The organism is Marinobacter sp. CP1, from assembly GCF_001266795.1.
Classification (GTDB): Bacteria; Pseudomonadota; Gammaproteobacteria; order Pseudomonadales; family Oleiphilaceae; genus Marinobacter; species Marinobacter flavimaris.
On sequence record NZ_CP011929.1, the window covers coordinates 1,268,895 to 1,292,332 of the forward strand.

General features: G+C 49.0%; 20 protein-coding genes. 6 read left to right on the forward strand and 14 right to left on the reverse strand.

The genetic code is table 11. The features are described 5' to 3' along the window. Positions 1-8: 8 nt before the first annotated feature. From ACP86_RS06050 to ACP86_RS06065, 5 genes are all read right to left on the reverse strand, one after another. Positions 9-1,436 (reverse strand): SIR2 family protein, encoded by a 1,428-nt coding sequence (locus ACP86_RS06050; protein ID WP_144422719.1) that lies wholly within the window; start codon positions 1,434-1,436, stop codon positions 9-11. After that, the gene (locus ACP86_RS22855) at positions 1,433-1,786 is read right to left on the reverse strand and encodes a TIR domain-containing protein (protein WP_158499458.1); all 354 of its coding nucleotides are present in this window, start codon (positions 1,784-1,786) and stop codon (positions 1,433-1,435) included. Before ACP86_RS22855 ends, ACP86_RS06050 begins: the two co-directional genes overlap by 4 nt. Positions 1,787-2,037: 251 nt before the next feature. Continuing rightward, positions 2,038-2,214, reverse strand: coding sequence for a hypothetical protein (locus ACP86_RS22980; RefSeq protein WP_011399984.1), 177 nt, complete (start codon positions 2,212-2,214; stop codon positions 2,038-2,040). Between the two features lie 104 nt (positions 2,215-2,318). Next, positions 2,319-2,867, reverse strand: coding sequence for a winged helix-turn-helix transcriptional regulator (locus ACP86_RS06060; protein WP_053113065.1), 549 nt, complete (start codon positions 2,865-2,867; stop codon positions 2,319-2,321). Between the two features lie 44 nt (positions 2,868-2,911). Next, positions 2,912-3,550 (reverse strand): hypothetical protein, encoded by a 639-nt coding sequence (locus ACP86_RS06065; protein WP_053113066.1) that lies wholly within the window; start codon positions 3,548-3,550, stop codon positions 2,912-2,914. A gap of 24 nt (positions 3,551-3,574) precedes the next feature. Here ACP86_RS06065 and ACP86_RS06070 point away from each other — a divergent pair, with 24 nt between their 5' ends. Next, positions 3,575-4,789 (forward strand): IS256 family transposase, encoded by a 1,215-nt coding sequence (locus ACP86_RS06070; protein WP_053115474.1) that lies wholly within the window; start codon positions 3,575-3,577, stop codon positions 4,787-4,789. Between the two features lie 26 nt (positions 4,790-4,815). Here ACP86_RS06070 and ACP86_RS06075 read toward each other — a convergent pair whose 3' ends face one another. Genes ACP86_RS06075 through ACP86_RS06090 form a run of 4 tightly spaced genes read right to left on the reverse strand, consistent with a single transcriptional unit; the run spans position 4,816 to position 11,200 of the window. Then, entirely contained in the window at positions 4,816-5,349 is a 534-nt protein-coding gene (locus ACP86_RS06075; RefSeq protein ID WP_053113067.1) for a transcriptional regulator, read from the reverse strand. Further along, complete coding sequence (locus ACP86_RS06080) at positions 5,349-8,549, reverse strand: type I restriction endonuclease subunit R (RefSeq protein WP_053113068.1); 3,201 nt, start codon at positions 8,547-8,549, stop codon at positions 5,349-5,351. Before ACP86_RS06080 ends, ACP86_RS06075 begins: the two co-directional genes overlap by 1 nt. A 24-nt stretch (positions 8,550-8,573) precedes the next feature. Continuing rightward, the gene (locus tag ACP86_RS06085; protein WP_053113069.1) at positions 8,574-10,418 is read right to left on the reverse strand and encodes a DUF262 domain-containing protein; all 1,845 of its coding nucleotides are present in this window, start codon (positions 10,416-10,418) and stop codon (positions 8,574-8,576) included. After that, positions 10,415-11,200, reverse strand: coding sequence for a restriction endonuclease subunit S (locus ACP86_RS06090; protein WP_053113070.1), 786 nt, complete (start codon positions 11,198-11,200; stop codon positions 10,415-10,417). The genes ACP86_RS06085 and ACP86_RS06090 overlap by 4 nt, the downstream gene beginning before the upstream one ends. A gap of 205 nt (positions 11,201-11,405) precedes the next feature. Here ACP86_RS06090 and ACP86_RS06095 point away from each other — a divergent pair, with 205 nt between their 5' ends. Next, positions 11,406-12,722, forward strand: a complete 1,317-nt coding sequence (locus ACP86_RS06095) for an IS1380 family transposase (RefSeq protein WP_053113071.1) — start codon at positions 11,406-11,408, stop codon at positions 12,720-12,722. A gap of 216 nt (positions 12,723-12,938) precedes the next feature. Here the strand turns inward: ACP86_RS06095 and ACP86_RS06100 are convergent, their stop codons facing one another. The 4 genes from ACP86_RS06100 to ACP86_RS22045 all read right to left on the reverse strand — a co-directional run bounded on the left by ACP86_RS06100 (position 12,939) and on the right by ACP86_RS22045 (position 16,617). Next, a complete protein-coding gene (locus tag ACP86_RS06100; RefSeq protein ID WP_053113072.1) occupies positions 12,939-13,310 on the reverse strand; it encodes a hypothetical protein in 372 nt (123 codons plus the stop codon). Further along, positions 13,307-15,304: a class I SAM-dependent DNA methyltransferase gene (locus ACP86_RS06105; protein WP_053113073.1), complete on the reverse strand. Its 1,998-nt coding sequence runs from the start codon at positions 15,302-15,304 to the stop codon at positions 13,307-13,309. Before ACP86_RS06105 ends, ACP86_RS06100 begins: the two co-directional genes overlap by 4 nt. 30 nt (positions 15,305-15,334) lie before the next feature. Further along, positions 15,335-15,574: a hypothetical protein gene (locus tag ACP86_RS06110; protein WP_026948197.1), complete on the reverse strand. Its 240-nt coding sequence runs from the start codon at positions 15,572-15,574 to the stop codon at positions 15,335-15,337. A gap of 95 nt (positions 15,575-15,669) precedes the next feature. Next, positions 15,670-16,617, reverse strand: coding sequence for an Abi family protein (locus ACP86_RS22045; protein ID WP_075267610.1), 948 nt, complete (start codon positions 16,615-16,617; stop codon positions 15,670-15,672). A gap of 763 nt (positions 16,618-17,380) precedes the next feature. Here ACP86_RS22045 and ACP86_RS06120 point away from each other — a divergent pair. The 4 genes from ACP86_RS06120 to ACP86_RS06145 all read left to right on the forward strand — a co-directional run bounded on the left by ACP86_RS06120 (position 17,381) and on the right by ACP86_RS06145 (position 22,398). After that, the gene (locus ACP86_RS06120) at positions 17,381-18,112 is read left to right on the forward strand and encodes an AHH domain-containing protein (RefSeq protein WP_053113075.1); all 732 of its coding nucleotides are present in this window, start codon (positions 17,381-17,383) and stop codon (positions 18,110-18,112) included. A gap of 1 nt (position 18,113) precedes the next feature. Then, on the forward strand, positions 18,114-18,680 hold the full coding sequence (locus tag ACP86_RS06125) for a hypothetical protein (protein ID WP_053113076.1): 567 nt from the start codon (positions 18,114-18,116) through the stop codon (positions 18,678-18,680). A 386-nt stretch (positions 18,681-19,066) separates the two neighbouring features. Continuing rightward, positions 19,067-20,220 (forward strand): IS3 family transposase gene (locus tag ACP86_RS06135; RefSeq protein ID WP_085986445.1). Its coding sequence is split into 2 segments (ribosomal slippage): positions 19,067-19,307 and positions 19,307-20,220, totalling 1,155 coding nucleotides; the frame shifts between segments, so codons are not numbered across the junction. A 627-nt stretch (positions 20,221-20,847) separates the two neighbouring features. Beyond that, a complete protein-coding gene (locus tag ACP86_RS06145) occupies positions 20,848-22,398 on the forward strand; it encodes a hypothetical protein (RefSeq protein WP_008173682.1) in 1,551 nt (516 codons plus the stop codon). A 293-nt stretch (positions 22,399-22,691) separates the two neighbouring features. Here ACP86_RS06145 and istB read toward each other — a convergent pair whose 3' ends face one another. Further along, the gene (gene istB, locus ACP86_RS06150) at positions 22,692-23,432 is read right to left on the reverse strand and encodes an IS21-like element helper ATPase IstB (RefSeq protein ID WP_053113077.1); all 741 of its coding nucleotides are present in this window, start codon (positions 23,430-23,432) and stop codon (positions 22,692-22,694) included. Between the last annotated feature and the right edge of the window lie 6 nt (positions 23,433-23,438).

The following is a 23,438-nucleotide window of genomic DNA, read 5'->3' on the forward strand; positions in this document are numbered from 1 at the left end:
AGAGCCTCCTACAAACTATCCAATATACGCTCAAGCGTTTTCAAATGTTCCTGCCCTGATTTGGTTTTATCGCCGAGAGAAACAAAATCAGGCTTAATACCGTGAAGACTCTTCGGGATTATTTTCTCAAAGCTATTAACAACTTCACGCCATAATTCGTCTGCCATACTCCCCGTGAATCCCAAAGGCAAGGGAGTAACTCCTTTTGCTATGGCTATATCAAACTCTTCTCTCATTCCATTGGATAAAACCAATCCATTTTCCGAGGCCTTGTTTCCGAAAACAAAGACGGCAACACCGGCATAATCCAGCATGTCTTCCCTGTATCGGCTCCACATTTTTTTAGCGTCATCGGATTGTGGAAATGGGCGAATCTGCAACTGATCGGTGAGTTTGCTTCGTTGATTTCTGTATATTTCCCTTAAGGCACCTTCTACGATTGCACTTCCAACGCCTAAACCAAGGCCATTAACAATTCGGAATCCTTTTTTCACTATCAAAGCGGATATATTCGCACACAAATCCAAAGCATCCGCCTCAGCCCATGGAGAATAATCATCTGCCGCACCACTAACAAAAATCGTTCTTTGCTTATGGACACGTTCAATTTTCGTTAGAATGTCAGTGATCTGCGCGTATGAATCTATCAATACAGTTTGAATGTTATATCTGCACTTCAAATCATTGATAAAGTGCTCTTGCTTTATCTTCCTATACTCGAAATCACCAGGAGAGTCTGAATCCAGCTTCTGTTCTTTCCGAAGTATGCAGTAATGGGTTCTCTGACAAGATCCCATTTCTGACCGTATCCTTCCTAATACATGATCTAAATTTGGATCACTAAAGCTGAACCCTAAAAACAGAAATGTTTTTGATACCAACTCGCCTGCAAGCGCAGTTACAAAAGACCCACGCGTTTGCATATATGTTTGATAGTCATCTTTTGCTATCACTGCGTCATTAGGGTGCTGCGCATCACCATGCATCTTATAAACGACAGCATCGCGATTTCGAATAGTCCTTGGTAGATCTTCCTTGGCTTGCTTAACGTCTGGAATCTTCCCAGCATCTCTCAATGACCGCTCTATTAGATCGTCATAGTTCGTTGTCCAGAACGTGGTAATCGGTAAGCGAGCCAAGATCCTGTGATTTTCCGTAACGGTATTCTCATTAAAGAAATGGTCGATTATCGCCCTATTTAGACCGTCTCGATTTGCGCCTCTGTCGTTAAGGTGATACTGGGCCAACGACACTAGGTCGTGTTCCTTGTCAACGTCCAGATTCAATTCGTCAGCAATCTCACGCAACAAATCTGACCAATTTACGAATCCTGCTCCGACTGACAGTCCTGCCCCTGCAAAGATAGCTGCATTATTCTCGTCAACTTCGCGCGAGAACTTCTTAATGAAGTTTTCGATAGAAACCAATGTAGTCACCCCAACAAATTCTTAAGGTTTTCCCAGTTCCAGCGATATAGCCTTCCAGCATTAGGAACAGCAACATAATCCCCATTTTTGTATCCAATAACTTGAACAATAGGAATGCCTTCTTCCCTAGCCATCGCAACCTCAGCCAAAACTCCCGGGGCCCGATGGGTCTTGGGGCCGACCATAACGAGAACAATATCGGACCGTTTAATCGCCGATCGAGCCTTGTCCTTCCAGGAACGCTCTGGAGCTGCCTCCTTCAAGCTGTGATCAATAACGTTAAAGGGCGAGTCAGGGTTCTTTGCTTGCTGAATAATGAAATCCTTCAAAACGCGGTCTTCATCAAAATCGAAGCTCACGAATACTCTCTTTTTTCCGACCATTGCTGTGCCTCCAAACACATTTTCTCCTAACAAATAGGACGCGCCACCGATCAGTGCTGAGCCCAATCCAGGAGCGATGAATTGACTTAAGAATGCAGCGGTTCCAAAACCTGCCGCGCTCCTCCACGCCCCCTGGGAGCGATGATGCCTACAGTATTTCTCCCCTTCGGCACATAAGATTGAACAGCGAGTTCCGTCTCGCTTAGTGCCCGCGCACATGGGCATATCTATTTCTTCTCTTTCCGTACACCTTTGAATGGTGTTTTGTCAGTCGTTTTAACATCCATAAAGCGGCCAGTATCAGCATCACGTTTTACCCAGTGGCCACTGGGAGTCTGAGTCTGAGAGCGATCACGAACCGCACCATTGCGGTGACCATCGCCTTTAGGTGGATTTGTTGCCATGCTAATTCTCCTTAAATAAAGCTGTTTAACCAGGGGTTATTAAAAATGGGTGTTTTTCACCCATGAGCGCACTTTACACGCCAAATCTGTTTAAAACAACCCGTTTAATCAGAAAATTGTGGACCTGAATAGAGAAACTCTATCCCACCCGTAAGCGAAGATGCCTCAGACCTCATTATAAGCCCTTCATTACTAAGCTTTTTTAGCCTGGTACTGGCATTCTGGACAGAGATTCCGAGAGCCTTGGCCACACTAGCTGTGCTGACCCCCCTCTGGCTTAGAACAAAGTCCAGTAGCTCTCTTGTGGACGCCTTTGCATCGGGCCCTATGACCCGTGTCTCGCTATCCGTTATGAGTATCAAAGATTGCTGTTTCGCGGTTGCGGCATAATCCCAGTTGTCGATGAGATCCGGCGAGTTCACGTGAGTGATGTAAAACCACCTTTCCCCGCGCAGCTGCTTTGCGAGGGAGATAACGCTCTCTCTTGGAAAAGAGGAATCTGTAGCCACGATACCTTCAAGCGAGATTTCAAAAGACTTCCTGCCAGGATTCTCGTCTACAACACCTTGCAGCCGTTTAAATACCTCACGGCCTATAACATTCCCGAACGGATGGTCGTTGTTATCAGTGAGTTCGAGGAGCTTAACTAACATAGATTTCTGCTTAACAGGTTTAATTTAAGGAGATTATACTAATGTTAGTCCAGATAAAAATCAAAGCAAACTTGTGTTCCGTCTATCCTGCAAAGACCCTTTTTCTCGCTTATGTCGGCTAGTTCTCCATCTTTGTATTGAATCTTCAACTCAAAAGTCGGCTGACGAACAACAACGATGGCATCGTATTTTGCGGCATGAGTCTGTGTACTTCTGAGCCCAAGCCCTCTGGCAGCTTTATCGGGGCTTGAGCCAAATTGACTTAATCCACCCTGAGTTAAAGCTTGTGACACGAGAAAGATATCCGCATCAACACTCGTTTGTTGAAGGTGCTCAAAAAGATCTGGGTAGTGCTGACTCAGAGTACGTTTTAACGTCGAAGCAATGCCCAACCCCCCATCGGAAATAACCGTCTGGATATGTCGTCGCTTACCACCATAAAGTTGCAATGCGACAAAGCCCGGCATAGGTGTTTCGCTGTGTTCTTGCACGTTACCAATTAACTCTGAAAAGATTGTAAAAGCCGATTGGTAATAAGCATCGCCAGCGTGATGCGAAAAGCGCTTTGTAAGGTTCTTAGGAAGTGAATAATCAAAGTTATTCAAATCTATTGCAGCAATTTCAACCAGATTGAGGCTGTAAACCAAATTGTGTAACTGCCCACGACTGAGTAGTCTTTTCAAAAGGATACCATCGTGGGTACGCAATTGGACCAAGAAAAACTTAAAGCTATGGCCGCCGAGCTGGCCAAGGACATCAAGTCTGAAAAAGATCTCGGAGCCCTCACACAGCAGTTGGTCAAGCTCACCGTCGAGACTGCACTCAACGCCGAACTGGATGAGCATCTTGGATACGAGAAGCACGCTCTTGAAGGCCGTGGCACCGGCAACAGCCGTAACGGCTATTCCGCCAAGCGCCTGAAGGGCCAGCACGGCGAAGTACCGATACAGACTCCTCGTGACCGGGACGGTTCCTTCGAGCCTCAGTTCGTCCGTAAAGGTCAGTCCCGCCTGACCCAGATGGATGACCAGATCTTGGCGCTTTACGCCAAGGGCCTGAGCACCCGGGATATTGTGGACGCCTTCAAGGAGATGTATGACGCCGACATCTCGGCCACGCTGGTGTCCAAAGTGACGGAACGTGTGATCGATCAGGTTCACGAGTGGCAGAATCGCCCTGTTGATCCGGTCTACCCCATCGTCTATCTGGACTGCATCGTTCTGAAAATTCGTCAGGACAAGAGAGTGATCAACAAGTCCCTATATCTGGCCCTGGGCATCAACATGGAAGGCCAGAAGGAGCTGCTGGGCCTGTGGCTTGCCGAAACTGAAGGTGCAAGGTTCTGGCTGTCGGTACTGACAGAACTCAAGAATCGGGGCCTGGAGGACATCCTGATCGCCTGTGTGGATGGCCTCAAGGGCTTCCCGGATGCTATTGCCGCTGAGTACCCGCAAACCAAAGTGCAGCTATGCATCGTGCACATGGTTCGCAACTCGCTGCGCTATGTATCCTGGAAGGACTACAAGGCCGTGACGGCCGATCTGAAGCAGATCTATCAGTCCGCCACGGAACATGAAGCCCGGCAGGCACTGGAGGCCTTTGGAGAGCGCTGGGACAGCCAATACCCACAGATCTCTCGTTCCTGGCAAAGCCACTGGGATAACCTGATCACCATCTTCGAGTACCCGCCGGCGATCCGGAAAGTGATCTACACCACCAATGCCATTGAGTCGCTGAACAGCGTGATCCGCAAAGCGACCAAGCGCCGGAAGCTGTTCCCAAGTGATGACTCGGCCCTGAAAGTGGCCTTCCTGGCGATCCAACAGGCCTCAAAGAAATGGACCATGCCGATCCGTGATTGGAAGCCGGCATTGAATCGCTTTATTATCGAATTCGGTGACCGCCTGGACGGCCACCTGTAATGGGGTGGGCAGTTACACAGATTTATTTACAGGCTCACCAGATTTTCACTGTTCCCAAGGTACTGTTTCGCTTTGGAATCCACAGGTCTTGCGGGCAACACCATTACACTGGGGTGTAAGTGATCGAAGAATCCCAGCCTATCAAGATAGCGCTTTGTACTCGGGCATTTACTGAAATCCAATTCAATAGATTTTCCAATATGGGAGGCCTGGTTTGCCAATGCAATCACTCGCGCTCCCGCAATTAGCAAGATTTTACAGTTTTCTGGAAAACGTATGACACACTTGTTTGCCGGTGCCCCTAACAGACACCCCGCAGCCGACAAGCTATCTTCAAAATCACTCTCGTCAATCCACGTCGACAGTGTCGTCAGCTCCAAAATATAATCTTCGTCAGCCAAATACCATTTCCAGCCTTCCTGCCTCAGCCCTTCTGGATTGGCATAAAGATATTTGTTGAGTGCAGACTTATCGCTAACACCTAACGCTTTAGCAATCTGTTTACCGGTCAGCCCAGGAGACTCCCGAAGGACATTTTTAATTTGTTGCTTATCAAACATTACTCAATCAAATCCTTTGAATCGCCAAGCTTCATAATGTCGTAAACCAAGCTAAAAAACGTAGCCATATTCTGAGGATCTTTCAGCAGGACTCTCGCCAAATCGTTATGCGACTTCATTGCATCAACCGTTGCCGCTCTGACAACCTGTGGCAAATCACCCTGAAGCGCCTGCTCTTTTGTATTGTTTTCAACCTGCTCGTTGACTCGTTCATTTTGCTTCGCGATATCAACTATTTGCGAAGTAAAATGACGCCGTCCAAGATCGTCTGATATTTCGCCAAACAATTCATTCATTCGTGCGATGATCTGACTTATAAACTCCTTCTCTCGATCGCTAGGCTCAGCCTCATTTGGGCCAATAGGCTTCAAGGCATATTTAGCACCTTCTTCTTTGACTTCCTTTGCACCACGTATCTGAAAATTAGCAAGCACCAATCCAGTTAAATCAATCTGCTCAGGGGAGATACCCTTCAAGCGTTTGCTGTAAAGCTTTGCGAAAGCAGCAAAATTCTCCAGCTCCGCGTCACCTAACTCAACCAACTGAGCTAAATAGTTATAAGTTCTAACAAAGCGAGCAAGATCAGTTTTAAAGCGCATTAAGGCCTCACGCTCTGTGGCAAATTCACTGCGTTGCCTTTCAGCATACTCCTGCGCTTTTTTATCTCCTTGTGCAACAGCTATATCTATTGCTGAATCCCATTTCTCAATAGCATCAGTTAGAATCTTCAATTTGTTATTGAAAATATCGGTCGGGCGCTGGGTGGCGCTGTATAGTTTCTTGTGGAGGCTTTCGTCGCTCTCTTTACCAAGAACAGCTTTGCCGCGCGCTTGTTTGAACGCTTCGAGATCCGCATGTACGTAAATGCCAACAGCATCGAGAATATCTTTCATGTCATAAATGACATTCACGTCCTGTATCGACTCTAACTCCGCCCCATCATCGTACTGTTTAAAGGCATCGAGAATGGTTTTCGGATCATTAACAAAGTCGATAACATAGGTTTCATCTTTCCCGGGATACGTTCGATTAAGGCGAGATAGCGTCTGAACAGCCTCCACTCCACTGACTTTCTTATCGAGGTACATGGCAACCAGTTTCGGCTGATTGAAACCTGTCTGAAACTTGTTGGCTACAATCATTACCCGGTATTCACTGCGCTCAAACTCATTACGCAAATCACCGGATGCGTCCGGATTCAAATTGTATTCTGTGTATTCCTTTTCGATATCAATACCCAGCGACTCTTTCTCGTCATCATCGCCAAGGGCTTTTCCTTCAACCTTTCCCGAGAAGGCGACCAACGCCTTGATGTGCTCAAGATTGTGCTTTTTGATGTATTTATCGAAGGCCAGTTTGTATTTAACAGCCTGGGGGCGACCGCTGGTAACCACCATGGCCTTCGCCTCGCCATTCAGCAGTCCGGCAATGTTTTTGCTGAAATGGTCGATGATGAACTCCACCTTCTGCGACACAATGGTCGGGTGAAGCGACTTCCAGCGAGCCAGAGCGCGGCGTGCGAACTTTTTGTCGACACGCTTATCGTTTAACCCCTGGTCGCCAAGGCGCAATGCCTGCTCGTAAGGCGTGTAGTTCCGCAGCACATCCAGAATAAATCCTTCTTCGATGGCCTGTCGTTGTGTATAACGATGAAACGAAACAGATTTGTTATCATCTGATACGGGCAACTCTGGGTTATCCGGTCGACCAAATAGTGTAAAGGTGCTGTGTTTAGGTGTAGCGGTAAAGGCAAAATGGCTGACGTTAGTCGGACGCACTCGCGATTTCTGAATTTCCAACAGCACGTCCTCAATGGTCATCTCATCGAGTTTATCTTTGGCGTCCAGCGACAGGGCTGCTCGCAAGCCTTGAGCTGTCGAACCCGTTTGTGAGGTATGGGCCTCATCAATGATGACGGCAAAGTTGCGGTCCTTTAATGACTGTTCGGTGATGATAGCTTCCATAGCAAATGGGAAGGTCTGGATCGTTACAACGATGATCGGCACCCCTTGCTTCAACGCCTCTGCCAAGCGGTTCGATTTGGATTTGCCACCGCGCTGGTTCGCCTCAATGGTTTCGATCAACCCAAACTGGTGATCAAGCTGCTTCACCGCATCCTGCAACTGCGCATCCAGAACGGTTCTATCGGTCACGATGATCACGGAATTGAAGTACGCCTTCCCATCCGGGTAGCGCAACTTAATCAGATCATGGGCTGTCCAGGCGATGGTGCTGGTTTTACCCGAGCCCGCGGAGTGCTCACACAAATATTGATGGCCCGCCCCTAGCTTACGGGCGTCGTCGATCATCCTATTCACTGCATCAAACTGGTGATAGCGAGGGAAGATAAGCGTCTCCGCTTTGTAGGGCATTCCGAACTTGTCAACCTTCTCCTTTGTTTCCACGTACACAAAGCTATGGAAAATTCGCAACCAGGCATCGCGTTGGCATATCTCTTCCCAAAAATAAGCAACGGGGTACTCACCGTCATCACGGGGTTTATTACCGGCGTGACCATCATTACCTTTGTTAAACGGCAGGAAAAAGCTCTTATCGCCCCTCAGCTCTGTACACATGGCTATTTCGCTGTCACTCATAGCAAAATGGACCACGGCTCCGCGCTTAAAGGTGAGTAGCGGCTCTTTGCGGCTGGTTTTTGGGTCTACCGGCAGACGATCTTGTTTGTACTGCAAAATGGCATCATCAATGGCCTGCGTGAAATCGGTTTTCAGCTCCACCGTAGCTACCGGCAAACCGTTGATAAACAAGCCCAGATCGATGGCCCATTCCCGAGTCGGGCAATACTTCAGCTGCCGTACAACCCGCAGAATATTGTTCTGATATTTCTCAACCTCCTTGCTGTTACGGGTATCTTCAGGGGCTGCCTGGCTCATGGCGATATTGCCGCAACCCGCCATATCAAAGCCCTGGCGAAGTACTTTCATAGTACCGCCTGTTTTGGCGGAAAGCGCCTTTTCCAGCCGATCCAAAATGGCCTTTTCAGCATCTCCTCCATTGAGGCGTGTCAGCTTTTCCCAGGTCTGCGGTTGCGAATCCTTAACCCAACCCACCACGTCTTCAGGGTATAGCGCCCGCACTGGGTCATAGTGGCTATTGTGGCCTTCCACCCAGCCACTCTCGACCAGCTTTTTAACCACATAGGATTCAAGATGTACTTCGTGATGGGCGGCCATGTGCATTCCCTGTTATTTCTTATTTGCAAATCAACTATTCAAATCGTGGTGCCAAATGCGCTCGCAAATAGCCCGATACAAGTGTTGCCGGGTATCGACATCCTGCTTCTTAAATGCCTCATGTGGCTTGAATGGCAAATTCAATTCACTCTGCAAGCGGGTAAAGTTAGGGTTGTTCTGATAGGCCAATGGGCAGAGCGATTTCACCAGCAGGTTTTCTTTGATGTAATGCGGGTGCTTTTGCTCATACGGTAAGTCTCCGTAGGACTGGTTCGTTCCTCGTGGCAACAACACCAGATCCCCCAAACGATTTCGATAGCTGTTGAATTCGTGCTCCTGCTCAAACTCATCCTGATGCCGGGAAAACTTATCAGCCCAAATATGCTCCACCTCAAAGGGTTTTCCCTTCTCAGGCTGGTAGTACGTAGCGAAACTTGTGCTCATACCTGCCTGTTGCTCAACCCAGGCCGTCATACGAGACAGCAGAAACTTCACGAAACGGTAGTTCTGGCCATGCAGGCGGAACTCATCCACACCTTCGAATGACTCCTGCATTTCGACCAGCTTTTTCGATAGCACCTGCTTAAGATCATCCAGACTCTTGCCGCGAATATCCTTCACCAAGCTATACATGGTGTAACGGATGGAGCTGGCTGAGAACTTGCGGAAGTTGACCGAGCGACGTACCACAAAGGTTTCAATATAACGGGCAACGGTATTGATCTTGGCGACAACCATGTCATCGCTGTCGTCCACATTCAACGGTGCCAGCATCAATGGGAAGCTCAACGTGGGCGCAATCCCCCAGCGATGGATGTAATACACATGCTCTAGCCGCGCATTAAGGACTTTTTCAGCTTTGAGTATGTGCGTATAGGCTTTGAGAAAGAACTGAAATTCGTGCTGAATAAACTGCTCGAAGCTTGTGCCGCTATCAGGATCTAAACCCACTTTGTTCAGGTTGTCGCGCACCCAGCTATGAAAGCGGGTACCGATCTTTTCAAAGTCTTCGTTTTTAGAGCCCGCTTTACCAGGGCGAATAGTGTCAGCATATTGCGCCCGCAGCCAGGATTGAAAGAAGCGTTGATCTTCGTCCTTTTCGAAGGCCTTTAACTCCATCATGGCCTTTTTCCAAAGATCATTCGCCTTCTGGCGTTTATCGGCATGATCAAAGCGCGACAGGATAAACCCCTTGAGCATCTCCGACGGCGTCAGGTTCAGGCCACGGTCGTTCATGGTCTCGAAAATGGTGTAGGCGTTCTCGTCCGAATAGGCGATGATCTCCACCATAATCACGTTGTATTTGAGCCAATCGATAAAGAATGGAAACGCATCATTCTTTAGCTCTTCCGGAAACGCCTCAACAATATCCTGATAGCGCTCGGCCATATTCGCTGTGGATTCATCATCGGTTTCCGCTGGGCTGTAACTTCCATAGTTGAACAAGGCTTCCAGACAAGGAATACGCTCTTCCACTGTGATATTGAAAGACTTTTCATCATACTTCTCAGAGAAAATCAGCGGTTCAATTTTCTGTGATTCACCCAGCTCTTTCTGCAAATTATTCAGATAAATAAGAAACAGGGTCAGCGAGGTTAAACGCTGTTGGCCGTCGATAATACTGCGCTTGCCATCTTTACTACTGACCACAAAAGGACCAAGGTAGTAGTTGTTATAGTTTTCAACCTCTTTTCGTTTGTCGCCTGGTGCATATTCATTGAGAAACGCTGAGGTTAAATCCGTTACCAACTCTTCAATATGTTTTTCACCCCAGCTGTATTCGCGCTGAAAATAGTCCACCGTGTACTTTTGTTCGTTAAGTACATCAAACAGGTTTCTGTGCCGCGCTTCGATTTTGTTTTCCAGCTTACTCACGCGGCCTCCTGCTTGTAATTGCGTACGTCAATTTTCCCGGTAACCGCAGAATTTATTAGAGATGTCTTATGCTCTCTAATAAAGCTTTCAATTTCCTTAACCTGATCTCGCAACCTTATTTCTTTTTTTACTATTTCAATGACAGGTTTTTGCAGTTCTTTTGGAGGAACGGGAACTTTTTCCTTAAGTAGCGAGGAAAGGTTCAAAGGGCGATTTCTTCCGGCAGCGCCATTTGAATGCTGATTTAATACAAAGTCACCCTCACGAGTCGTGAAATAAGCCCAAAGAAAAGTGGTATCTAGGCTCTCAACACCTCTTAACACGGGATATCTGTGTGAGACTATACAGCCTGCCTCTGATTCTCCGGCAATAGCGACTGAACCTTCCCATGCAAATTGCCCAGATATAATCAAGTCGCCTGGTTCAACATGAAAAAATGTGGAGCTTCCCAGATCCTTACCTAGTACTTTATTTTTGTGAAATAGTCCTCGCCCTCTATTTAACACCCCTATAGGCTCATATAGAGTTTCATCCTGTCTATTAATTTCCCTCGAAATAGTTCTAGTGCAAAACTGCAACCGTACTTTTTCGGTATTCTTATCGTTCATCGCAACATCAATAAGCGATTTCCTTTTCTCTGACAGCAATTGAACTAAGCGATGACATTCACTTAGTAAGTCATCAATTCGAGATAGCTCAAAGTCCAGAAACGCTACAATCGCTCGCTGCTCCTCAATGTCGGGATATGGTGCAAAAAATTCTTTGAATGCATCAGCAGGCAATCTCCATCTGCCAACCTGCGCGGCCCCTTGCCCATATGGAAAAAATATTTTATGCGCATAGCATAGTTGTAACAGGTAGAGATAATATCGATTCCTGAATCCGTGAGTTCAACCGGCTGAAACTGTATCCAAAGCCTGCAATAACAAAGCCTTGGGCGATATAATAGCACCTGACATCCATTCACCCAGTCAGTGCATTTAGCTCATGCGTACTTTCACTCTCCAGCAATCCCGAACCGAAGTCTATACACCCCACGGCGGACTGGCCCTGGTGGGCCACTGCCTGAACCGGCACACGTCGCTGATCAAAACCGCTCGCACAGTCGTCAAGCGGCACGGTATTCCGAACATTGAGCTGATCCGCACCTACCTGGGCCTGATCACGCTGGGCAAGAGCGATTTCGAGGCGGCCGAGCCGGTACGAACAGATCCGTTCTTCAAATCGGCGATGGGCATCAAGCAGTCGCCATCTTCAGCCCGTTTGCGCCAGCGATTTGATGAAGATGCCCAAGCCCTGACGCCATTGCTGGAGGATGCCAGCGTTGAATTTCTTCAGTCCGTCGAAGCGCCGGTGTCACCACTGGCGATGGGCCATGTTGCCCTGGATATGGATGTCTTTCCCATGGACAACAGCCAGACCCATAAAGAGGGTGTCAGCTACACCTACAAGGGTTACGACGGCTATGCACCCATTGCCGCGTATCTGGGCCAGGAAGGCTGGTGCCTGGGTTGCGAGCTACGCCCTGGCAGCCAGCACGCCAATAACGGTTTTCTGGATACCCTCAAACGGGTTTTGCCCCGGGCCCGGTCACTGACGGACAAGCCCATCCTGCTGCGTCTGGACAGTGCACACGATGCCCGTGACAATCGCGACTTCCTGCGCGAGCAGGACCAGATCGACTTCCTGATCAAGTGGAACCCTCGCAAGCAGGATCCCTTGGCTTGGGCAAACAAGGCCCAGGCCAAGGAAGTCTGGTCGCTGGACCGCGACGGCAAGATGGAAGCGGTTCTGTCAGAAGACCTTCCCGATGAACCCGGCCTGCGTCGCATCGTCAAGGTCACCGTTCGCACCAGCGATGCCTCCGGTCAGCTGTACCTGGAGCCAGAAGTTAGCATCGAAGGCTGGATTACCTCCTTGCCCGCTGACGTGGCCAGTGAGCAACACATCATGGCGCTGTACAGCGACCATGCCACCAGTGAACAATTTCACAGCGAGTTCAAGACCGACCTGGACCTGGAGCGCCTGCCCTCCGGCAAGTTCGACACCAACAACCTGGTCATGGCCTTCGCCACCATGGGTTACAACGTGCTGCGCTGGATGGGCCTGAGACTGACCGCCCCAGATGCGCCAGTGCGCCATCCGGCCAAGCGCCGCCGCCTGAGAACGGTGATGCAGGAACTGATGACCATGGCCTGCCGCCTGGTGCACAGCGGCCGGCAGTGGATTCTGCGCTTTGGTCGGCACTGTCCGGGCTTTGCCGTTTACCGCGACCTCTATGGAAGCCTTGCCGCCTCCGGTTAAGCAAGTCCGACAACAGCCGCTACCTTAAAGCCACCCGGAAAACCAGCCCGGGGCAACCCGCTATTGCCTGACGACCAGAAGTTGATCAAAACGCGCCCAAATTTGGCCGCTGATCGACGTCAGACTGCACGTTCCGGCATTATCAACCTGCTTTTGACCAAGTGATGGCTCCCGTTAGCGCCGATGGCGCTTTGCGGAGTATACTGGCCTGCAAAGTCACTGATTCAGGCGATTGTAAGCATTACGATCCTCAAGCCTGAATACACGATAGTCTGGGCTGGTCACACCATCGAATGGGGAGATATCAACATATCCAGTTAACAGATCCATATGATTCATCGCAAAGTCACCGGCAGCTACCAATTGATACTTTGTGTAATCTGATGATATTTGCCCTTCTCCACTTTCTATATCCTTTACTTTTACGCCTTTCTGAGTAATAGAAAGAACTTCGTGACCCAGCTCTCCGACTATTTCCTTTTTAATTCTAAAAAGATGCTTGAACTTCTTAATTTTCCAATGATCTGGTATTTCAGCAATCCAGTCGATGCCTGACGGTTTGTAGTTTTCGTAGCGAGTTGAAGTCACTTTGCAACCTCCGTCAACAAGCCGTGAATTTTTGACTCACATCGCTTTATATCTTGGTCTATTTCGGCCAGATTTCTCGGGGGAATATATTTATAAAAGTACAGCGTAAATTTGACTTCGTAGCCGACAACGCCCACTTCACCGTCCTTATGATCGCGTACACTGTAGTCGATAAACGCATCGGGCACATGGGGCAACACTTCGGCTTTAAAGTAGTCTTCTACCGAGGTACCAAAGGGCACGCTTTCGGTATCGTTCAGCGACGTATCAGGAATTACCTGGCCTTTGTCGTCCAACACTGGTTCGGCGTCTTCATCGCGCTCCATAAACGCGGCAATAAAGGCATTAGCCAGTGCTTTGCTGGTTTTTCCAAACCCTTCCTCTTTATTCTTAACCTTCACAATCTCAAAAGCCCAGGTGTACTCCTGATCGCCGCCATTTGGCTCTGAAATCAGTTCTCTGAAATAGTCAATCCAAGCGGTTTGCTGGGCTTCATCGAGTTTTTCAAACGCTTTCTGATCGAGCAGGGTTTTGATTTTGGCTTTGGTGATGACCAGTTTGGCTTTGAGCGGGCGCTTGATGGCGACCTTTCGGTAGGCAAAGTCTGTGGTTTTGAAGATTTTGCTGCGCTCGGTTTCGGTAAAATCGGCGTATTCGCGCACCACATCGTCGATTTGTTCATCACTTAAGAATCGACGCTTGGTACCTTCGGATTTACGCATGGCCGACCAGGTATCGCTGAGGTTAATCAGCTGCACTTTGCCTTTTCGGCGTTTTTCTTTGTGGTTAGACAGAATCCACACATAGGTGCCAATGCCGGTGTTAAAGAACATGTCGGTTGGCAAGGCCACAATGGCTTCTACCAAGTCCTGTTCCAGCAACCAGCGGCGAATTTCGCTTTCACCAGAGCCTGCATCACCGGTAAACAGCGGCGAACCCGACAGTACGATACCAACACGGCCACCGCCGTTTTCGGGGCGCTCCATCTTGCTGACCAGATGCATCAGGAACAACATGGAACCATCGCTGACGCGGGGTAATCCCGGGCCAAATCGGCCTGCGTAACCCATCTCTTTGTGTTCTTTTTCAACGGCAGGTTTGTCTTTCTCCCACTTGATGCCAAAAGGGGGATTCGCCAGGCCATAGTGGAAGCGCTTATCACGGTGCAAGTCGTTAGAGAGCGTGCTGCCCTGGGCGATGTTTTCTGATTTGTAGCCACGGATCAGCATGGCGGTGAGCGCCATAGCGTGGGTTTTCGGGTCCAGTTCCTGACCAAAAGGTACGATGGTAGCAGTGGAACCGAGCTGGTTAATCTGGTCGATGGCGTCGCTGATAAAACCCAGCAAACCACAGGCAGGGTCGTAGACAGTGCGGATCACACCCTTTTCTGAAAATACGGCTTCATCGGGTGCCAGCACCAGCTTTGTTGCCAGGCGAACCACATCTTTCGGGGTCATAAATTCCCCGGCTTTTTCGTTGATGCTGGCGGCGAACTGGCGGATCAAGTCTTCGTAGGCATTGGACATCACCCGGTCGGAGACCACTTCCGGGTGCAGGTCGATGGCGGCGAACTGACGCGTCATGCGATAAAGCAGGCGAGCTTTATCCAGCTCGTGAATGGTGTTGATGAAACCAAACTCTTCAAAGATCACCCGCACATTGGCGCTGAACTTACTGATGTAGTCTTCCAGGTTAGCGCGGGTGTTGGTGCCGCCCAGGGTATCCAGGGTGTATTGGCTGATGTTGAAAAACGGCAAGCCGGAGAACGACGGCAGGATCAGGTCCAGATCAATACCGGAGTCTTTTTCGTTTTCGTACTCTTTCAGCACTGCTTCTTTGGTGGGTTCCAGCACGCACTCAAGGCGGCGCAGAAGCAGCAATGGAATTATGATGCGGGCGAAATCCGTGTGTTTGAAATCCCCCCACAGGTCGTCGGCAACTTTCCAGATGAAGTTGGAGAGGGTGGTGCTGTCGCTGGTTCTTACTTCTTGCATTGATGGATTCCAATTCTTGATATTGTTGACTTAGAGGAGGTCGGTATTCAGACCCGCTGATTTCAAGCGCTGAGTGAGATTCCGCATTTTGCTGAACTCTGTACCAAAGCTGGGCTTGAGGCCCACACCCTCGCAGAACTCTTTGGAAGTCACGCTCTTGAGCTGGTCTGCGTACTTGATCATTTGCAGGTGCATTTCCACGGTGTACTGGTTGCGAGGTGCATCGGCCAGGGCTTTGCGAATCTGTTCATAGATCTCGGATTCGTTCATTTTTTAACCTTCAAGATCGCTCATTAGATAATTTAGCTAATTTATATACTGATTTCGCCTGGTGCAAGCCATAAGCTGCTTTTAGTTGGTCGGATTCATCGAAGCATCGGGTAGTAAGTACCTACCGGGCGGTTTTTACGACTGACCGTTACCATGGCCTGGCGCGCAAGGAGACTATTGAGCTCCCGCTTGAAGCGAGCCATTGGCATATTCACCCCAGGTTGCAACTGCTTGTAGGCTACTAGACCTTCGGCAGAGCAAATCCAGTTGAAATGTCTCTCTACATAGCTGCTCATATAATCATTGTATCGATCAGGTGATAGCCATTTCAGTAGCTCTGTGATGCGATCATGTATGAGTTTTAGCCTTTGGATTGCATCGAGTGGCGTGTTCGGGGCACTCTGCACCAAAGCTGGGGCCGGACTACCCTGGCGATATCGCCGCTCTTCGTATAGGTCACCTTGCTTCCATACAGGCTCGAAATGGGCAATTCGATTTCTGATTTTGTTTACCAGATCCATTCTTGAATAAAGGGCATCTTGGTTTCGCAGTACAGACCAATGCGCAGCAGTAGTGTAACGGTGCCCCGGAACAATTTGAGGAATCAAATCCCCCCAAGGTAAATTTGCGTCGAATAGCTTTGGCCAAAAACCAAATGTCATTCTAGAAACGACATCATTTGGTGAAGGCGCGGGAGCTTTTGGCCTCCACTGTCCAGTGCGCCGATGCCTATCGTGAGTTTCCTGTTGGATCTTTTGTGCTGACTTTGGCGGTAATGTAAGGTGGTTGTACCAGTCATTTGAATCGTTTCTACCTACGGAGCGGTGACGATGCAAGTGCAAGCTGAGCGCAGTGTGGAAGCGATTACGCATCACAACCTCGGTGATTGAAATCAACCGGAACAGCGTTGCGGAAAGGGCCTCATTCCAGCAATATATGCCATAGAGTTCATGGTCATTTGCTCCATGAAACATCGTTCGATAGCTGGACAGCCTGGCGACAGATATGTCTGTATGAGTCTGGTGAATATTGGCGGGTTGCACTCGATGGCCTCCTATCCTATACTAGATTCCGTAAGCACTTGGGTTTATATCTTTTCTCTGCTCACTTCGGTCAGCTTGAAGGGGTCCAAGATGCGAAGATTCAATCAAAAAGGCTCTCCGAAAGGAGGGCCTTTTTGCTTTTTAGATCAATAAGTTACAAACTCAAGCCGCCATATATAATTTAGCTAATTTATATATTCGGCAGCCAAAACACAAGCCTTAATGCTCGAAAACGGCAAGCCGTCCGCTGCCGGCCCCAATAGTCAACTCCGCAACAGACGCCTCCCCCCATTCGGCCTGATGACATCCCGTATCAGCCAAAAACACAAAGCGCGCCAGCTCGGAGTAGCTTGCTGTGATGGGGTAAGGCGATAACCTGCCATCCTTCAGAATGGCACCAAACAAATACTCTTGCGGTTCTTGATATCGATGAAGATGGTACCATCTCATAAGCTACGGTAGGACTGATTACCGGAAGTACTGCCAGCTCATCACGACTTAGACCGTGGTGGTAACAAAAGAGTAGCGCCGCCTTGGCCGACAAGATGTCTTGGCCAGATAGAGATGGGGCGTCCGCGCTGCTTCACGTATCAGAATTGTCTTTGTGAGCCAGCATTCCGATTGCTCAGTGATACACCCAGCAAGTTTTGCTAAGTAAGTATTATGAGTATTATCAGTCAAATCAAAATGTTGTAAGTTAGGCTTCATCTGATATTGCATGGTTATCTGGCATATAAAGGCCACATTTCACGGAAGAGAATGAATGAAAATTGAACAACCTGCCGCCCCCAACAGTCGACCTAAAACCACTAATCTATTGGCTTTAGCGATCTACGATTTCGAGCAGAAGGCTAAGGCATTTCATAATGAGCAGGCATGTAGTGTACCGAAAAATGAGACTCCAGAAGCTAGAAAAGCTCGTGACAATCAGCGCAAAGTGGACTTTGCTCACTTACAATGTGAGCGTACTCGTATCAAACAATTCGCGGCGATCCAAGCCACATTGGAGCAATACAAAAAGGATAACCATGCCCTTTCAAAAACTGATACAGGTATTGACGTTCTGATGAATGAGGCTCACCACCCAACTGAAAGCCTAAATAACCACCTCGCAGCGATAGCAGAACCAAAACCAAGCGTTAGGCATGACGCGCACCACATTGTAATGGGCAAAGGAAAATATCAGCAGGCACAAATGATAGATGCACGGCTAGCTTTGCGTCTGCATGGAATAGGGATTAACGATCCACGAAACGGCGTCTGGTTACCAAGAGAATACAAAGATAAAGGGCACTGGGCTACCCCCGGAGCACCTGCTCATAAGGAAATACACCGATACAATTATGAAACCTGGATAGTCAGTAAGTTCGCCATACCCGGAATTTCCAAGCGCGTTCTTATAGATCGACTCCGAGAGTGTAAAACGGTGCTTAAGTATGGTGGTTATCCGCCAGAAATAGTTAAACCAAAAGATACAGAATGGAGTGGTGACTAATATGATTACCTATAAGCTTAAAAATGATTCTGAGACATATAAAGTCATAGTTAAAAGCTTCTATGAGCTTTCTAAGGAATTGGGTGTTGGTGTACGTAGCCTGCAATCAATAATGGTATCAGATGAACCTATATCCGACATCTGGACGGTTATTCAAGTAATTCCCGAAAAGCAGTTTCCTACTGCGGATACGTTACCTGATATATCTGTCTGGGGGTATGGTTGGCTAGTGCTCTCAAAGAATGCCAAAGAAAAACTATTCTCTTATTTAAAGAGCTCTGGCGAATTTCTTCCAATCGTAGTCGATGGCAACGAAATGTTTATTTTTCGCTGCACGACATGGGGTGAAGAAAATGATTCGGAGTGTATTTTTCACTACGTGGATGGCGAGGTTGACGGCCTAGAATATCTCTCTTTTGACCAAACCGACATCGACAAAAAGTTGTTGTTCAAATCCAAGCTGGAAGGGGGAATGTCAGTTTACTGTACCTCTACATTTAAAGGGTTATGTAGAGAACTTAAGTTAAGCGGACTGAGATACGATGAGGATTTGATTAGCCCATTCTAACTGTGGCAACTGCCAGATTTTTCTGCACTGCCGCTCCTAGCTCTTCAGCTACGTAAAATTTGAAGAAGTCACAGTAAATTGACTACTACACACCAGGCCCACTGGCTTTACGACAAAAGCCGGCTTATTTAACAGCCCAGTGTCCGGCTGATTCCATATCGTGAAATTTAGACTGAATCTACAGAAGGAAAAGTCACCCTCCTTTGCTCAGCGCTCTTACAATAACACTCGGAACTAGCTACAAAGATAAAGCGTGTCAACTCGGCATAGGCTGCCATAATGGGGTAAGGCGATAACCGGCCATCCTTCAGAATGGCACCAAACGGGTTCTACCCCGTTACTGCGGACATTCCTAAAAAGAGGCACACTGTGCCAAAGGAGTGTTCATGTCCAGACGCAGAAAATATAGCCCAGAGTTCAAACGCGAAGCCATCGCCTTAACCCGGCAACCCGGTGTGAGTTGTCGCCAGGTAGCCTTAGAGATCGGCATCAATCCCAACCTGTTATCCCGGTGGCGCAGAGAAGCGGATGAGGAAACGGATAAGGCCTTTAAAGGCTCTGGTTCCCCCAGAGACGAAGAGGTTGCCCGCCTCAAGCGAGAATTGGCCCGCGTGAAGAAGGAGCGTGATTTTTTGCGCGAAGCGGCAGTGTTCTTCGCAAAGGAGTCGTCCTGAGGTATCAGGCGATTCAACGTTGTCGCAATACTTTCCCAATACGTCTTATGTGCCGATGCCTGAAGGTGTCGGCCAGCGGTTATTACGCTTGGGTCTCTCGCCCTGAGTCCGCCAGGTCAAAGGCGAATCAGCACTTGCTGTCACGCATCAGAGAGATTCATGACGATAGCGGGGGCATGATTGGCTCACCCCGTATGCATGAGGATCTGGTTGCTGAGGGAGCCTCAACCAGCCTGAACCGCGTCGCGCGATTGATGGCCAAACACGGCATTCAGGGGTGGCCACGCAAGAAGCGCGGACGCTTGGGACGTCAATCTTATCGACCACCGGGAATCCGGAATCATCTGGAACGGGATTTCTCCGCTCTGGAGCCAGACACCAAATGGGTGACGGATATAACAGAGATCCCGACGCAGGAAGGAAAGCTCTTTCTCTGCGTGGTTCTCGACCTGTTCAGCAAGCTGATCGTTGGCTGGTCGATGCATCACCGACAGGATCGGCATATGGTAATCAGAGCGGTTGAGATGGCCGTTTGGCAGCGCCAGGGGAAAGTTCCGGTGATATTGCATTCAGATCGAGGCAGTCAATTCACCAGCGGTGATTACCAGCGCTATCTCGGCAGCAACCGACTGGTGAGCAGCATGAGCGCGGTCGGTCATTGTGGTGATAATGCGGCCTGCGAGGGGTTCTTCGGCATGCTCAAGCGTGAGCGAATTCACCACCGGCGCTACCGAACCCAAAATGAAGCACGAGCTGATGTCTTCGATTACATTGAGCGGTTCCATAATCCTAGGATGCGACGTAGAGTTGCTGCTCAGGACAGAAAACTGTTCGCCGTTTTAAAACCGTCCGTGGAAACGGGGTAGAACCCCACCAGCTGAAGGAGAAGCAAGACCTATTGAGAAGGGAATTGACCAAAGCCCAGATAGCAGAGCTTATTAAGCTTGAACAAGCTTTACCGTATTGGTTTTGAGAAGTTAAAAATCTAGCTTTGCAGCCAAAGCAGCGCCCTTATGGCTGCAGGCAAGCCTGTACGCACATTTACAATTCAGAATTGCAATTGAGGACTGCGTTGGCTATAACTCGGGTTAACTACAAAAAGTTGACTTTGCCACGCCTCCAAGTTAAAAGGCGTCACGTCTGATGCGCTGCATTGCCAGCGAAAGGTCACTCATCGAACTAGCAGGGAGCTGTCATGTTAGCTAACAAACGTAGGACTCTCTGGAACACAGATTCCAGACAGTGGTCGAAGCTTCCCAATTTTGAGCAAGAAGTCTCACGCGAACTGGCCGCTCGCCTTGTCGACCAAGTAAGCCGCCGGTTGAAGGACGATGAGGTCGAGGAACGAACTAAACCCTACCGCACTCCGGTAACGGAAGAAGAGCTGAGATACACAATCAGGTAGTAGCGAAGCGCTATCGTTTGGATCAAAGATTTCGAAGGGTCGAGCTTTATCAGTCGGCCCTTTTTCTTTTTGAGAATCAGGGATTGATATGGCCAACACTCCTAAAAAGCTAGAAATTCATAAATTCGACAAAGCCAGCCCCCTTCACAAGCTGCCTGATTTTCGTCAGAAAAATTATCTAATTAGATACTTGGCTGATTTAGGCGCTCAAACTGTCCTTGAAGAACCGAATTATTTCGATCGAGATTATCTTGCAGAATTTGCAGCTTTCTATTGCAAAAGCACTGCGGGTTACCCCAACACTTGCCGAAGGCTGCATTTCTTCGCTGGGGCAGCGTTTAATCGCTCCACGCTGCGATCAGCAGCAGCAGGCCGTGAGCGCGCTATTAAACGTCTTCAAGAAAATTATCTTGGGTTCGTAGTGATCCGACCAATCCCCGCAACCCCGTTAGGGAGGACCGTGCTGGCTTGGTACGAAGATTTGAAGCCCGAAACCCCACGGGTAGTTACACCATCTCGCGACTACCACGCCCACGTTGCCGGAATCAGATTGACGGTCCACGGTCTTGCGTGGCAACAACAGGACACTGGCGTCGGCGCCTGTGCAACTGTCGGGCTGTGGTCGATGCTGCACTCATCTGCCTTCGATGATCACCACGCTATTCCGACGACCGCAGATATAACTCAGGCAGCACATCAAACAGCTTCTATGGGAGATCGAGTTTTCCCATCCTCAGGGCTAAGCATCGAACAAGTCCGCGAGGCAATTAAGGAACATGACCTGTCACCCATAGTATTCAACGGTGACCTTGCGGCAGTTGCCGGCGTTAAGGGTTTCAGCATTGAGCGATTTTCAAGCTCTTGCGCTTCTTTGATCAGATCAGGGTATCCTGTATTGATTGTCGGCCAACTTGGCACTGCTGGCCTGCATGCCGTATGCGCCGTTGGCTTTAGATCTTGCCCTCCAAGCACAGTAGCATCCGGCCAAATAAATCTTCAGGACTCCCATATTCCCAATTTGTACATTCACGACGACAACATTGGACCCAGCGCAAGATTGAAAGTTGTCAACAAGGGGCCGACCGCCCCTGTAGAGCTCGTTCCTGACAGCCCACCATCACTGACCAAACCAGCTTTACCGGACCCCATTGGCGATTACCCCCCTTTCACACCACACCTACTCCTGGTAGCCGCACACAACGATCTGAGAACTTCTCCAGACACACTGCATAGGTGCGGCATTACAACAGCAAAATACTTGGCTCAGATACTTCAGCTCTACTATCAAAACACTGGGAAAAGCTCTCCAGGCCTTACGCTGAGTACTCGATATCTTAAGCTGTCAGAATATATGACCTATGAGTTACATGGACTCCTCAAAGATCGCCCTCAAATTCTGGCGAGGGTGCGGCTACAATTGGCAGAAAAAGTACAGCCAATGAGCCTTCACTTGGGAATTGTGCGAATAGGTCTAGACGATGCCACTCCGCTGGCGGACATTCTCTACGACACAACCGATAACGATCGAAATCATCCAGCATTTGCACACGTATTTTACGCTGATGCTATTGGAGCTTTTATGAGCAGCCTGCATTCACAAGGCGTTTTAGATTTAGGAGTAGGGGTTTCTGCGTGTTAAAACTGGCAAGTGATAAAGAATGATTGGGGGCATATTTGGGGGCACATTTACTATATAAAAAATTAATTTTTATATTTTACATTGGCTTAGGTATTTTTTTCGGTTGTCGCCGTCCCAAACAACCAAGAGAAAGCCCCTGATTTCAGGGGCTTTTTTCGTTACACGCTGTCCAAAAGTTTTCCGAACGTCAACGCTGCATATTCCGGCGAACGTGAACGCCCATTCTGGCTGAACGTGAACACCTTTTTTCTTAACGCATCACCCACCGGAGTTTGTACCCTGGGTGTTCACGTTCAGTCAATTTCCTGAAGTCGCTTTCTCATCGATTCCCCTTTCAGAGCCCAGCGGTGAGCGTTGTGCATCAACCGATCCAGAATGGCGTCCGCCAGAGTGTTATCGCCGATGGCGGCGTACCACTGATCGGTGGGTAGCTGGCTGATGATCATGGTCGAGTGAGTGCCGTGACGGTCATCCATGATCTCCATCAGGTCGTTCCGGTGTGCAGGTTTCAGAGCTTCCAGCCCCCAGTCGTCCAGGATCAGCAGCTTTACTTTGGCTAGTTGGCTGAGGGTTTTCTGGTAGGTGCCATCGGCCTTGGCCTGGGTCAGTTCCAGCAGTAATCGGGAGATCCGGTAATACCGGGTGCTGAGGCCGTTGAGGCAGGCCTGATGCCCCACGGCGCAACCCAGATAGGTTTTGCCGCTGCCGCAAGGGCCGGTAATCAACAGGTTCTGACCCCGTTCGAGCCAGTCTGTCTGGGCCAGTTGGGCTACCTGTGTTTTCTTCAGATTGCGTGGGTGCTGGTAGTCGATGTCCTGAACCGAGGCCCGGAGTTTGAAGCGGGCCTGACGCACCAGGCGATCCTGCTTGCGGTGATCCCGGGTCTGGAACTCCCGGTCGAGCAACAGCTCCAGGCGTTCGGTGAACGACAGCTCGTCATAAGTTCCCGGCTGGTTTTGTTGATGTTCCAGGGCGGCAGCCATGCCGCCGAGCTTCAGATCTCTCAATCGTGTCAGGGTTTGCAAGGTGTTCATGCGGGT

Coding starts and splice junctions, on each gene's coding strand:
- ACP86_RS22980 (WP_011399984.1), bottom strand. CDS start 2,214: ATGGCAACAAATCCACCTAAAGGCGATGGTCACCGCAATGGTGCGGTT.
- ACP86_RS06060 (WP_053113065.1), bottom strand. CDS start 2,867: ATGTTAGTTAAGCTCCTCGAACTCACTGATAACAACGACCATCCGTTC.
- ACP86_RS06075 (WP_053113067.1), bottom strand. CDS start 5,349: ATGTTTGATAAGCAACAAATTAAAAATGTCCTTCGGGAGTCTCCTGGG.
- ACP86_RS06080 (WP_053113068.1), bottom strand. CDS start 8,549: ATGCACATGGCCGCCCATCACGAAGTACATCTTGAATCCTATGTGGTT.
- ACP86_RS06095 (WP_053113071.1), top strand. CDS start 11,406: ATGCGTACTTTCACTCTCCAGCAATCCCGAACCGAAGTCTATACACCC.
- ACP86_RS06105 (WP_053113073.1), bottom strand. CDS start 15,304: ATGCAAGAAGTAAGAACCAGCGACAGCACCACCCTCTCCAACTTCATC.
- ACP86_RS06110 (WP_026948197.1), bottom strand. CDS start 15,574: ATGAACGAATCCGAGATCTATGAACAGATTCGCAAAGCCCTGGCCGAT.
- ACP86_RS06120 (WP_053113075.1), top strand. CDS start 17,381: ATGAAAATTGAACAACCTGCCGCCCCCAACAGTCGACCTAAAACCACT.
- ACP86_RS06125 (WP_053113076.1), top strand. CDS start 18,114: ATGATTACCTATAAGCTTAAAAATGATTCTGAGACATATAAAGTCATA.
- ACP86_RS06145 (WP_008173682.1), top strand. CDS start 20,848: ATGGCCAACACTCCTAAAAAGCTAGAAATTCATAAATTCGACAAAGCC.
- istB (WP_053113077.1), bottom strand. CDS start 23,432: ATGAACACCTTGCAAACCCTGACACGATTGAGAGATCTGAAGCTCGGC.